The organism is Nocardia sp. NPDC058499 (assembly GCF_042719915.1).
Classification (GTDB): domain Bacteria; phylum Actinomycetota; class Actinomycetes; order Mycobacteriales; family Mycobacteriaceae; genus Nocardia.
The window spans coordinates 12,345-25,014 of record NZ_JBHXMZ010000009.1; the positions used below are offsets into that span (position 1 = coordinate 12,345).

The following is a 12,670-nucleotide window of genomic DNA, read 5'->3' on the forward strand; positions in this document are numbered from 1 at the left end:
GTTCGAATCCGGCGCGGGTCTGTACCTGCCGCACGGCTCCGGCTGTCCGCTCCCGCCACCGGCGCCCGATATCGCCGATATCGCTGCGCAGGTATCGCGATCCGCTCAACCGCCCCGTTCGTAGAGTGCGCGGACAGTGTCGACCGTATCGGCCTCGGCAGGGGATTTGTCGTCGCGGTAGCGCACCACGCGGGCGAACCGCAGCGCCATGCCGCCGGGGTAGCGGGTGGAAGTTTGGACCCCGTCGAAGGCGATTTCGACGACCTGTTCGGGTCGCAACCGCACCACATATCCGTCGGTCGGGCCGTCGGCGAGTTCGGTGAAGCGTTCGGTCTGCCATGCCAGCATGGCGTCGGTCATCCCCTTGAAGGTCTTGCCCAGCATCACGAAACCGCCGCTGCCCGGATCGCGGGCGCCCAGATGAATATTCGACAGGGTGCCGGTGCGGCGGCCGGAACCCCATTCGACGGCGAGCACGACGAGGTCCAAGGTGTGTACGGGTTTGACCTTGAGCCAGCCGGCGCCGCGGCGGCCGGCCTCGTAGGGTGCCGACGGCGACTTCGCCATCACACCTTCGTGCCCGGCAGCGAGCGTGCGATCCAGGAAAACCTGTGCCGCAGCGGAATCGGCGGTCACCAGGCGGTCCACGCGCTGGGCGGCAGGGACGAGCGCGTCGAGTGCGGTGAGGCGGTCCCGGGTGGGCAGATCCAGGAGATCGGTGCCGTCGAGGTGGAGCAGATCGAAGAAGAACACGGAGAGGGGTTCGAGATCGCCCGGATGTTTGCGGCCGAACCGGGCTGCGGTGACCTGGAACCGTTGCGGCCGCCCATCGGGTCGCAACGCGATGGCCTCGGCATCGGCGATCAGATCGGTGGCGGGGAGGGAAAGGGTGGCCGCAACGACTTCGGGGAACCGGGAGGTGACATCGTCGAGGCTGCGCGTATACACCGAGACCGCCGATCCGGCGCGGTGGATCTGTACGCGCGCGCCGTCCAGTTTCGCCTCGAATATCGCGGTCCCACCGAGCCGCTGAAGTGCGTCGTCGACCCCGGACGCGGTCTGCGCGAGCATCGGCCCGACCGGCCGTCCCGCGCTCAGCCGGAACTCCGCCAGCGCCGGCCGTCCCCCGGTGAGCGCCTCGGCTGCCACGGTGGGCAGGGCGCCGGCCAGCATCGCCGCGCGCCGGACCTCGGCCGCGGGAATCCCGGCGGCTTCGGCGACCGCATCGGCCATCACGCCCGCCAGCGCGCCCTGGCGCAGCTCACCACTGAGCAACCGGCGCAGGAACACCTGCTCGGTGCCGGTTGCCGACTCGAACAGATCGCGCACCAGATCGGCGCGTGCGGTCCGGGAACCCCGCCCGGCGACCGCGCCGATCCGCGAGAACCGTGCGTCGACATCGGCGACAGTGAGGGTCGGAGTGGTAGCGGGCGGCGGCAGCGTGCGCAATGCCGCCCAGCCCACACCGATCTGGCGTTGCGGTAGTTCACCCGAGAGCCAGGACGCGGTCACCGCGACCAGTCGCCCGTCACCGTCTGCCGCGATGCAGTTCAGCAATGTGGCCAGACGTCGGGTCTTGGCCAGCCGCGCCGAAGCGGATGCGATCTCGGCGGACGCGGCGGCGACCTCGGCTAACAGCACGTCAACAGCCTGGCATGGACACCGGCTACGGGCAATCGACGGAGCAGTAAAGGGCCGATCGTGTCGGCGGCACACATCCTCCGGGCAGTCGGCCCGGGCCGGCTCGTCCCCGGAGCGGCATATGTGTGGTGGCCCGCCGTCCGCCACAATGTGCGGCCACCACATGACCGGACGGGGCCGCCTGCATGATCCTGCGGTACGGAAGACCCCACAGAATTGTTCCGGGGAGCTCAGCATTCGCTGCGCGCCGGGAGGCCACGCAGGCGTTCGTCCAGCCAGATCATGGCTTCGGGATAACCGAGACCTGCCGCGATGAGGTGTTCGCCGGGCACGCTCCGATAAACCGCGGTGACCCCCAGCGCACACTGCTCACGGTAGAGATTGCGCGCGCCCTCGGCGGGGATCCAGAACTCTTGTTCACCGTTGTAGATGTAGAGCGGTGTCGCCGACGCGAGTCCCGCCATCCGGGTCACCGCGTAGATATCGCGTGCCGATGCCGAATGCAGCGGGTCGGCGATATTCGCCGCGATATCGATCGGCAGATGCAGGACACCGGGTAGCGCGAAAACGCTGATGCATTGATCCTTGATCGGCGAGGTGCTCACCCACTGGGCGAGGTGGTTCATCCGGGCCAGGAGTTCGGGCCGCTCGCGCGCGATACCGAAAACGGCCGCCATGAACACGCCCGAAGCGAGATTGCCGTTCATACTGCGGGACAGGATCTCGTAGTCGGCGGGCACCCCGCCGAGCGCCGCACCGGCCAGGGACGGTGCGAGTTCGGGTGCGTAACTCTCGATCAGTTTCACCGCGCCGTGCGTGGCGATCGCACCACCGGAGTAACCGGTCATTGCGAACCTGCTCGCGCCGAACTCGGCCGGACGCCAACCACGTACCGCCCGGACCGCATCCAGCACCGCGTGGCCCGCGACATAGGGTTCGGCATAGGCCATCAACGGTCCCTCGTGATCCGGGATGAGTACCGCATAGCCCCGTAACGCGGCCAGCTGTGTGGTGGGCGGGAGGAAATCGGTGACCGCGCTGTGGACCGAGAGGCCGTGCGAGAGTGTGTAACCCGGCGTGCATCGACGGCCGAGAGCGTCGATGGGGAGATTGTTGACCAGCACCGGCCGCGCCCCGGGTACCGGGGAGGCGGTCGCCGGAATCACCAGCGTGGCCGTGGCGAACGACGGGCGGCCGTGCGCATCGGTGGTCCGGTATTTGAACAGCACCGCCTGCCGGACCGGCACCGCGACCAGCGGCGCGGCCGTGGTGGTGACATCACGGACCTCGATCACCGCACCCGGGGCGAAGCCGGCGAGGTCCGGCGGCCACCGATCGAATATCGGGTCGCCGGACGGCGCGGGCAGCACCGCCTGATGCAGCGCAGCCAGTTCCGGTGCCGGATGGTTGTTTTCCACCTTCGGCACCGGATGGGGACCGGATGCGATCGGTGGCGGCGGAAGCACCTGGTCGATCCACTGCTGAACACCGGGGAGGAACCCACCGTTCGTCTCCGCGGGCGGTGGAAACAGCGGTAGTGCAGGTAGGGGAAGGCCTGGTGGTGCCGGCGGCTGGGCCGCCGCCTGGCCCACGAGCAACGGTACGATGACGAGCAACGCGAGTGCGCCGGCACGTAAACATCTCATGGCACACGCCCCTGGATGCGACGTCGAAATATGCGGCACCCGAGGCGATGTGGAGTTCCGTCGCCCGAAACGTCCCCTGTCGTACCGGGACCTGGGCCCAGGTTACGTGACCGAGAGCCGGAGGCAGTGCTACGTCACAAGATTGAGACGAGCCGCGACCGATTCGAGACAACACGGTGGCGATACGGAATCGACCTCACCACCCCGCAGTCCACCCATCCGGTGGTGGAGTGCGCCCGCCGGTCAGTTCCCGGACTTCGCGTCGGACAGGATGTCGGTGAGCGGCAACCGCGGCGTGCGTTCCGGCGGCCGGTCGCGGTGCGGTGGCGCGCCCACTCTGACCAGTATCTGGGGCAGCTGGTCGCTGTCGAGCAACTGCCGGACCGCGCGCCTGCTGTCCGGGATCTCGGTCAGATGGGTGAGCGGACAGGTCGCGTACCCCGCGAGGGTGGACTCCAGGAGTACGGCCGAGACCGTTTCACCGGACCGAACGTGTTCTGCGGGCGAATCTCCGGCCGTGGAAACCACGAGCACCGCAGCATGGTCGGACGAGTTCTCATCGGTGTGCCCGGTATCCGACGATCGGGTCGGGAAGCTGCGGCCGATATCGACCTGCTCATGCTCTCGTGGCGAAACCAGCGAGGATTTCGGTACACCGGTGGCGCCGATCACGTGCCCGGTCCACCAGTGCAGCTCCGCGTGATAGTTCGAATCGTAACGGCGGCGCGCGCCCGTCAACCGCGTGGCGTGGGCGAGCGCGGGGTGGCTTTCCTCGGGCAGGATCTCCACGGCGGTGTCTGCGGAAACGATCGCCGATCGCAGCATCGGCTCGAACTCCGGCCAGCCGGGCGGCGGCCCGAACGGCAGGCGATCCGTGTAGCGCCGGTCGATCGCGTCGGCGCGGGCACGGTCGGCATCGGTCACGGTGGGCGAACGATCGAAGGTGATGTCCGCGAGGTGGGCCTTGTTGTTGGGGTCGGGGAAACGCGCCACGGACAGACGCCAACCGGCAGCCGCCATGGCCGCCCGGAAGTGGTCCAGGGTGGCACCGCAGCTGATCAGCATCTGGCGACCGCCGGGATCGGTCGTGGTCAGCATTCGCTCGGGTACCGCGAACAGCCGCAATACCTCGCCGTCGGACTGCCACCGCCACGGCTGGGTGTTGTGCAGTGAAGGAGCCCGTGCCGCGAGGCGGACTGCGTCCGCGATTGTCGACCCGCTGGGACCAGCGCTCATATCCCGACCATACCTATCCACAGGCACCGGGTGCGCCACCACACGCGGCCCGCTCTCGATGGTGGAGCGAGCCGGATCGGGTCTCGGGCAAGTCCTCCGATCCCGGCCTCACCAGGAATTTACGGTGGGAGAAGTGCCGAGTTCGCGTGTGTCGGCCGATCGTCACGAGTGCCTCGCCTCCTATCCTGAAGCTCATCACGATCGAGTGTCGTTTCGTGCCGGCCGGATAGCCGGCTCGGCAGCGGGGATGCTCATGCGTACTACCGGTGTGGCCTCTCGTGCCTCTCGCCACCGGCGCCGGTTCCCTCCACGGCGGCCTCCGACCGAGGACCGCTGCACGAAAGGGGCAAGAAATGGTTCTCCCGGGGAAACACATCGTGGCCGGTATCGACGGTTCGGAGGCGTCGCTGGGTGCCGCCAGATGGGCCGCCGCGTTCGCGGGCAGACTCGGGCTACCGCTGCACCTGGTGCATTCGTCGCCGGCCACGGGTCCGATACCCGATGTGGCATTCGGCGCCGAGGAACTGGAAGAACTGCAGCAGGCCTATCGGTCCGATCTGTTGAATTCGGCCGAAACCGCACTTCGCGAATGGGTGCCCGAGGTCGAGCTGAAATCGATCGCCGACAACAAAGCACCCGCAGCAGGGTTGCTCGAAGCGGCAGGGCAGGCCGCGATGATCGTGCTGGGAGCGACAGGCGCCGGTTCGGTCGAACGCTGGCTGCTGGGGTCGACCGTGCTGCGGGTGGCCAACAAGGCAGTGTGCCCGGTCGCAGTATGGCGAGGGGAACTCGCCGAGGCCGCCCTCGACGACCGCCCGATCGCCGTGGGATCCGACGGAAGCCCGATATCGGAGGCCGCGACCCGGTTGGCTTTCGAATGGGCCGAGCTACTGTCCGTGCCGGTGACAGCGGTGCGGACGTGGACCGGCAGCTCGGCGGTCGCGTCCGCCGACCCAGGCACGATACAGAAACGGGGCCGGACCGCGCTGGTCATCGATTGGGAGGCGATCGCACGCTCGGAAGAAGGCGAACTCGCGAAAATCATCGCCCCGTTTCGGGAGCAGTTCCCCGAGGTCGCCGTGGAACTGCGGTCTCGGCGTGGGTCGGCGGCGCGAGAACTGCTGTACGCGCTCGATCATGCCCAGATGGCGATCGTGGGCAGCAAAAGCTGGGGACGCGTCCGGGGCGCCCTGCTGGGATCGACCGGCCAGAACCTGCTGCACCGTGCCGACCGCCCGATCGTCATCTACCGCACCGCGGACTCCTGAGGCCCGATGCCCGACCTCATCACAGCTCTACCGCAGAGTTACTCGATGATCCCGGGTTGTCGTCCCGACAGGTGCCGGCCGGGGGTGTTCATCACTCGCGGCAGGATCGCCCCGAGCGCGATCATGCCGAGGCCGAGTCCGAAGTGCAGCCAGTTGTCGGCGGTGTCGAGCGGGACGAAATTGGCGTCGCTGGTCTGGTCGATCAGCAGGCCGTACACCCAGAGCAGCAGGTAAATCACCCCGCCCACCAGCAGGTAGGTGCGGGCCAGCACCGCACTCATTCCCGCGGCGAGGCCGGCCACACCGAATACCAGGTGCACGATATTGTGCAGTATCGAAACGTTGAACAGCCCGAGTAGTTGCGCTTCGGAATGGTGTCCGGCCCATTCCATGGTGTCGTAATTCGTGGTGATGCCCGGAATGAAGCCGAGCACGCCTGCCAGGAGAAATACCGCGCCGACCGCCATGGCGGCGAGCTGCACCGGTGAACGGGCAGTGCGGGTCGAACTGGTGGGGTTCGACATGGTCTCGTCCTCCCTCCCGCTGTCTTCGCGAGACCGTCTCGCGAATCGGCAACCGGATGCCGCCGCGAATGCCCGTGTGGAGCCGCGACAAACCTCGGTGCGGGCTATCGCAAAGCGATCGGAAAATGAACGGTAGACGCAGGCGCCGGTTCGGTGCTGCTGTCCCGGCAGGTGATGGTGACCGGATCGGCATGCCCGGGACCGGAGTCGACTTCCAGGCCGCGTTCATCGATGAGCGCCGTCGAATGGTGCCCCCGGTACATGACCGCGTGCCGGCCACGTAGGCGTCGAACAGTTCCGTCCACGCCGCCGCGTGCGCGCCGGCGGTATCGGTCACCACGCCGTCGTGGTCGAGAAGGACCGCCTCGTGCATCGCGAATAGATTCCGCGCGCGGGGTGCAGGTCGAGGTCCGAATTCGCAGGGGATGGGCCGGAGGTCTCCGTTCCCTCGCGCGGCGCGGTCCCCGGCGGCCTGGTCCGGTCGTCAGGCTCCATGAGCTACGAGAACAGGGCAGTGGGCGCGCTGGACGAGGATATTGCTCGTCGATCCCAGGAGTAACCCGCGGAACCCACCGCGACCGCGGCTTCCGACGACCACCAATTGCGCGGTTTCCGACCAGTGGAGCAGATGGAGATCGGGGCCCGCGAGATACCTCTTCCGGGTCACTTCGACCTCGGGATACTTCGGCGACCACCCGGCGAGCCATTCGGTCATCCGGGCATCCATCTCGGTGGCGATCGCGGGATCGTCGATCGTCTCCGGCATACCCGCGAACCAGTGCGTCCGGAGATCGTGCCAGGTGTGTACCGCGACCAGTGGCACCCGCCGTAATGCGGCTTCGGCGAAGGCAGCGCCCACGGCCGCGTTGCTCACCACGGTGCCATCGATTCCGACCACCACCGGCCGTTCGCGGCGGCCGTCGGCTCCGGCGCCGCGGACCACGACGACTTTCCCGTGCCCGCTACTGGCGACGGCGAGCACAGTCGAGCCGAGATGGGCGAGGGCCGACCCTTCTCCGGTCCAGCCGATCACGGTCATTTCCGCGGTGGCCGATTCGTCGATGAGCAGTCGCGCCGGCGCGGCGCCGGACAGTTCTGTTTCCACCGGCAGTGCCGGATCTATATGCAGCGCCGCCGCGCGGGCACGGTCGAGGCAATCCCGCCCATGCCGGGCGAGAGCTTCGCCGACCGGCGGCGGCACACCGGGCCGGGCGGCGGTGTTGTCACCGTGCACGATGCGCAACGTGCGCTGCCGGAGTGCCGCTTCGCGGCTCGCCCAGTGCACGGCCGCCGTCGCGGCTTCGGATCCGTCGACTCCGACAACGACAGGAGCGTCGGGCTCTGGAGATGGTGCCGAGCTGTCCATCGGCGCGGTTCCTTCGGCTCGGGTTTCCGCGTGCTTCGTGATCGGTCGAGCCGGTGCGGCGACCGAGATCCGCTGTCGTCCGTCACCGGCGAGAGCACCTACAGTTGATCATAGATCGATGCAGTGTCGGTCACCTCGGGAGCGGGTGTCGCGCGCCTGATTCGCCGGAATGACACTCGGCTCCGTCGGGCAGGCGGTTCTGCACGGAACTCGTATTCCGGTCATCATCGCATCGGCGCGAGAAGGGTTTGGACGCACGGAGTTTACGCACGCTGCGCCCGGGACGAACCCTGCCCAGCGGGGCGTTCTACGTGATCGGCGGCGTGCCGGTGCATCGGCCGTGGCCGCCGGCGAACGAAGCTTGAAGTAACCAGAAATTCTTACCGATCAGCAGCAGTGCTGGCGTCTGGTTGGTTACCGCATGGTCAGGCCGGTCGCCGAATTGTATTTGTGGAGTGGGCGCGGTGAAGTGCGCTGGTACCTGTGCATTCGGCGTCTCGTCGAGCGAGTTTCCGTCAAGCCGGTCGGACTCCGAAACCTGGACAGCTGTCTGGTACAGCTGGTAAGTTACTCGATATTCCACGGATGTGGAGTGCCAGGTTTCACCGTTGCGGCGGTGATCGAACTCAATGAGGAGTGGCGGCATGGACGGACTCGACAGGCGAAGCGCGTTGAAAGCCGGAGGGGTGGCCGGGGCTGCCGGGGCATTCGCGGTGATGGCGGCGACCGCTACGGGGCGCGCGCAACCGTGGACATGGTCACCGCAGGGTTCGGTAGCCGGATCCGGATCCGGTGCCGACCCGATGACCGTGTGGGACCCCGAGGCCGACGAGCTGGTCGGCAGACTGATCGACCGGGGCGAGGTGCCCCGGATCAACGACGCATTGCGGACCTGGACCAGGAACGGTCAACCACTGCCCGCCGGATTGCCACCGGAATTACGGGATTTCATGGAATACGCCCGGCAACTGCCGCCGTGGACCGATCCGGCAAAACTGGATACGGCGATCCAGTTCAACAAGAAGCGCGGACTGTATCTCGGTGTGCTGTACGGGTTCGCCAGCGGCATGATGAGCACCGTCATCCCGAAGGAAGCCCGCGCGGTCTACTACTCCAAAGGCGGGCACGACCTCGAGGACCGGATCTCCAAGACCGCCAAACTCGGCTACGACATCGGCAGTAACAACGCCTACGCCCCCGACGGCGAGATGATCGTCACCTGCGTCAAGACCCGGCTCGTGCATGCGGCGGTCCGCCACCTCCTGCCACAATCACCGCACTGGGTGCACTCGGCCGCGGAAGATATCCCGATCAGCCAGAACGACATCATGGTCACCTGGCACAGCCTGCCCACGACCGTGATGAAACACCTGACCTCGTGGAAAGTGCCGATCCCCGGGCACGAATCGGAGGCCTTTCTGCACTCGTGGCAGGTCGCCGGGCATATGCTCGGCGTGCGCGACGAATACATCCCGAAATCGTGGCCGGAAGCCAACTCCCAGGCGGCGCAGGTCCTCGACCCTATCCTGGCGCCGACCCCCGAAGGGATCAAACTGGCCGACCGGCTGCTGAGCCTGGGCGCCAATATCGACCTCACGATCCTCAGCAAACCCGTTCTCGGCGCATTCACCCGCTTCCTGCTCGGTGATCACATCGCCGACGGCCTGCACATCCCGCGCGAACCGGTCTGGGATCCGCTGCTCCGGTTCAGCTGGGGGCCTTTCATCGCCGTCCGCGAGGGCATTCTCACCGCGGTCCCGCCGGCCGCCGACCCCTACTGGCTGCTCGACGAATTCCTCCGCAAGGCCGCACTCATGTACCTGTCCGAACTGCGGATGCCGATCAGTATCGAAATCCCCACCATGAACCGCGATATGAGCGTGCCACCGCGCTGACACATCGAAGGGTGCCGAAAACATGCCTTCCCCCGCATCTTTCGACTCCACGCCGGAACCGGACGCGGATCCGCCGATCTATGATCGGATCGGCGGCCGCGAAGCCCTCGAAACCGTCGTCGAAGACTTCTATGCCCGCGTCCTCGCCGACGAGGTTCTCCAGCCGTTCTTCACCGGCATCAACATGTCCCGGATGAAAGGCCGGCAGGTCGAATTCTTCGCGGCAGCTCTCGGTGGTCCCGACCCCTACATCGGTGCCTCGATGAAACAGGTACATCAGGGTCGCGGTATCACCCGATACCACTTCGACCTCGTGGCCTGCCACCTCACTGATGCGCTGACCGGTGCGGGAGTGCCGTCGGAGCTGGTGGCCGAAATCATCGCCGCAGTATCACCGCTGGCCGCTGAGATCGCGCCGAATCCGTGACCGGTCGCTCAGTACACGAACTTATGCCTGGTAGACACCACATTCACTATCGAAGGAACGTTATGACGCCCGCAATCATTCGTCTTGCCGTCGCCTCCGTCGCGGCGGCAGGTCTCGTCGGCGCCGCGGCCGGAGCGGCGGCCCAACCGGCCTCGTCCCCGGCCGCCGCACCGGTGGCCGAGGGCGAATCCGGCACCGGCTCCTCGGCGTTGGACTCCGGTTCGGCGGCCGCACGAACAGCCGGGATACTCGCCGGGAACGGCGATATCATCGGAATTATCGTCCTGCTCGGCGTGACCCCGTTCCAGATCCTGACCGACGGTGTCTGCGATATGGCCACCATGTCGGCCCTGCCGAGCCCCTGCTCTCCGGGCCCGGCGCATTACACGGGATGACTCCTACCGCGGGATGACGAACCGAGAGCGGTTCAAGCGGCAAGCCCGGAATCGCGAATGGCTTCGGCCAGCGGCTCCAGAACGGCCGGGTCGTGCGGCGGTGGCAGGTAGATGATCGCGAGTTCCAGACCCTCGGCGCCCAGCGCGGCCGCCCAATCGATGGTTTCGGCGTAGCCGAGCTCGGGTTCGAGCCGCTTCTGCGCCGAGAGCAGGATCTCCTTCGGATCGCGGCCGATATCGGCGCAATGGGCGGCCAGCACCTCGCGTTTGCGGACGAAATCGGCGGGAGTGCCGCCGACGAAGTTCCAGTGCTGGGCGTACCGGGCGGTGGTCCGGAGGGTGCGTTTCTCACCGTTGCCGCCGATGCAGATCGGGGGGTGCGGGCGCTGCGGGCCTTTGGGGTCGTTGCGGGCGCTGTTCAGCTGATAGAACTTGCCGTCGAAATCCGTTGTCTCCTGGCTCAACAGCCCGATCAGGACCTGGCAGGCCTCGTCGAACCGGTCGAGGCGTTCGGTGATGCTGCCCAGTTCGATACCGTAGGCGCCGGATTCCTCCTCGTTCCACCCCGCGCCGATACCGAGCTCGAGACGGCCACCGGAAATGATGTCGAGGGTGGCGGCCATATTGGCCAGCACTGCCGGATGGCGGTAGTGCACGCCGGTGACCATGGTGCCGAGCCGTAGACGTTCGGTGGCCTGCGCGAGCGCGGTCAGGGTGGTCCATCCCTCCATGCACGGACCGGTGGAATCGGAGAAGATGGGGTAGAAGTGGTCGAAGGTCCAGCCGGATTCGTAGATCTCGATATCGTCGGCGGCCCGCCAGACGGCCAGCATATCGGCCCAGGTCGTGTCCTGCGGGGAAGTCTTGAAGGCGAATCGCATGAGAACAGGCTAGAAGTTGGAGCGCGCTCCAGGTCAATATCGCCTCGGCGGGTCGGCGCGCAGGGTGTGCACAATACGATTATGCGGTCGACCGATCGGCTGCGCCCGCGGGCATACCGACTCGCACGGAGATCTGATGGGACAGGACGGCCATCGCGAAGACACCCACCGCGAAAGCCGCCACTGCGCCGAAACCTTCTGTCGCGAATTCGGCGAAGGCGTTGAGGACGGTGAATATCAGCGCCGCGATGCGCAACGTCTGCACCGGCCACAACGGGCCCGCCCGGCGGTAACAGATCATCGCCGGAGCCGCTGTGGCGAGGGTCAGGCAGGCACTGACGAAGAGGATCAGTTCGGCGATACCCATCCGATCCACATCGATCACGGTGTCGGAGGCGCGCAGGGACAGCCCGCCGGTCAACAGCGCGACGACCCCGGTGATCACTCCCGCTGCCGAGGCCACGACCAGCAGCCAGCCGATGATCGGTACCCATCGGGGGCTGCGGAGGAAACCGGGAACGAGACGCGGCAAGAACTGCTGGACCGAATACAGCCGGTCCACTCGATGATCGGCCGCGTCCAGCAGCAGCCGGATACCGTGCACAGCAGGCGGATCGGCACCCCCGTCCTCGGCGCGGTCCAGCATCGCGCGGGCCGCGCTGCGCCGATGCGCGGGTAAACCGCCTGCCATGCCGGTTGCCGCGATCGCCGCGGCATTGGCGAGATACTCGTCCACCGTCGGTGCCCGCACGATCCGCACCAGCCGGTTCGCGACCAGGATCACCAGCACCAGCACATACATGATCTCGGCGGCCGGCCCGTAGAAATAATCGTTATCGGCGGTGACGAATTTGCCGACTTCGTCGAGGAACAAACCGAACCCGATACCGCCGATCACCACGGCCACCGCCCGCGCCGTGAAACCGAGCAGCAGCCAGCCCAGCAGCAGCGCCACCATCATCGCGGCACCGCCGTACAGGGCGTGCGCGATATGGAGCGAACCACCGCCGACCTGCGGATAATCGGTGAGCGCGAGGTAGGTGCGGGTCACCAGGATGGTGATGATCGCGATGACGAGGAATGTTTCGGCGGACGCGTTGCCGTAGGTATTGCGCACGATCCTGGTGCGCCGCCGAGCGGTGCGGGGCGCGGGCATCGCGCTCACCGCCGGATCGACCGGAACGTCACCGGCCACCCCGCCTCGACGCCCGCTGTCCCGAACCACTGCCTGCCCCTGCCGTCGGACCCTGCCTGCACACGCAATCGGCATACGCGCCGGAAGGCGACAATATCCCGGTACCCGGGCAAAACCGGGTAACCCCTGTCGGTGGCACGGCCGGCCGTCAGGCTCGTCCGCATCGCAGTTCCGTCCAGAACGGGTGAAAGGCCGA

Annotated in this window: 12 protein-coding genes; 4 read left to right on the forward strand and 8 right to left on the reverse strand. The window is 67.0% G+C overall.

The features are described from left to right. Window positions 1–105: 105 nt before the first annotated feature. The 3 genes from ACFWPH_RS24825 to ACFWPH_RS24835 all read right to left on the reverse strand — a co-directional run bounded on the left by ACFWPH_RS24825 (window position 106) and on the right by ACFWPH_RS24835 (window position 4,523). A complete protein-coding gene (locus tag ACFWPH_RS24825; protein WP_378754510.1) occupies window positions 106–1,641 on the reverse strand; it encodes an ATP-dependent DNA ligase in 1,536 nt (511 codons plus the stop codon). A gap of 230 nt (window positions 1,642–1,871) precedes the next feature. After that, a complete protein-coding gene (locus ACFWPH_RS24830) occupies window positions 1,872–3,287 on the reverse strand; it encodes a lipase family protein (protein ID WP_378754511.1) in 1,416 nt (471 codons plus the stop codon). A gap of 243 nt (window positions 3,288–3,530) precedes the next feature. Further along, a complete protein-coding gene (locus tag ACFWPH_RS24835) occupies window positions 3,531–4,523 on the reverse strand; it encodes an Acg family FMN-binding oxidoreductase (protein WP_378754512.1) in 993 nt (330 codons plus the stop codon). 353 nt (window positions 4,524–4,876) lie between these two features. On the opposite strand from ACFWPH_RS24835, the gene ACFWPH_RS24840 reads away from it, so the two are divergent. Then, the gene (locus tag ACFWPH_RS24840; RefSeq protein WP_378754513.1) at window positions 4,877–5,791 is read left to right on the forward strand and encodes a universal stress protein; all 915 of its coding nucleotides are present in this window, start codon (window positions 4,877–4,879) and stop codon (window positions 5,789–5,791) included. 38 nt (window positions 5,792–5,829) lie between these two features. Here ACFWPH_RS24840 and ACFWPH_RS24845 read toward each other — a convergent pair whose 3' ends face one another. The 3 genes from ACFWPH_RS24845 to ACFWPH_RS24855 all read right to left on the reverse strand — a co-directional run bounded on the left by ACFWPH_RS24845 (window position 5,830) and on the right by ACFWPH_RS24855 (window position 8,327). Further along, the gene (locus tag ACFWPH_RS24845) at window positions 5,830–6,315 is read right to left on the reverse strand and encodes a DUF4383 domain-containing protein (RefSeq protein ID WP_378754514.1); all 486 of its coding nucleotides are present in this window, start codon (window positions 6,313–6,315) and stop codon (window positions 5,830–5,832) included. Window positions 6,316–6,799: 484 nt separating this feature from the next. Next, window positions 6,800–7,681 (reverse strand): universal stress protein, encoded by an 882-nt coding sequence (locus tag ACFWPH_RS24850; protein WP_378754515.1) that lies wholly within the window; start codon window positions 7,679–7,681, stop codon window positions 6,800–6,802. Window positions 7,682–7,988: 307 nt separating this feature from the next. Then, a complete protein-coding gene (locus ACFWPH_RS24855; RefSeq protein WP_378754516.1) occupies window positions 7,989–8,327 on the reverse strand; it encodes a hypothetical protein in 339 nt (112 codons plus the stop codon). Here ACFWPH_RS24855 and ACFWPH_RS24860 point away from each other — a divergent pair. The 3 genes from ACFWPH_RS24860 (at window position 8,326) to ACFWPH_RS24870 (ending at window position 10,398) form a co-directional block, all read left to right on the forward strand. Continuing rightward, a complete protein-coding gene (locus ACFWPH_RS24860) occupies window positions 8,326–9,576 on the forward strand; it encodes an oxygenase MpaB family protein (protein ID WP_378754517.1) in 1,251 nt (416 codons plus the stop codon). The two genes, ACFWPH_RS24855 and ACFWPH_RS24860, sit on opposite strands and share 2 nt — an antisense overlap. Window positions 9,577–9,598: 22 nt before the next feature. After that, complete coding sequence (locus tag ACFWPH_RS24865; protein WP_378754518.1) at window positions 9,599–10,003, forward strand: group 1 truncated hemoglobin; 405 nt, start codon at window positions 9,599–9,601, stop codon at window positions 10,001–10,003. 62 nt (window positions 10,004–10,065) lie between these two features. Continuing rightward, window positions 10,066–10,398 (forward strand): hypothetical protein, encoded by a 333-nt coding sequence (locus tag ACFWPH_RS24870; protein ID WP_378754519.1) that lies wholly within the window; start codon window positions 10,066–10,068, stop codon window positions 10,396–10,398. Between the two features lie 32 nt (window positions 10,399–10,430). On the opposite strand, the gene ACFWPH_RS24875 is transcribed toward ACFWPH_RS24870, so the two are convergent. Together ACFWPH_RS24875 and ACFWPH_RS24880 are read right to left on the reverse strand one after the other, a co-directional pair. Further along, window positions 10,431–11,279: an LLM class F420-dependent oxidoreductase gene (locus ACFWPH_RS24875; RefSeq protein WP_378754520.1), complete on the reverse strand. Its 849-nt coding sequence runs from the start codon at window positions 11,277–11,279 to the stop codon at window positions 10,431–10,433. A 79-nt stretch (window positions 11,280–11,358) separates the two neighbouring features. Continuing rightward, complete coding sequence (locus ACFWPH_RS24880; protein WP_378754795.1) at window positions 11,359–12,435, reverse strand: hypothetical protein; 1,077 nt, start codon at window positions 12,433–12,435, stop codon at window positions 11,359–11,361. Window positions 12,436–12,670: the final 235 nt, after the last annotated feature.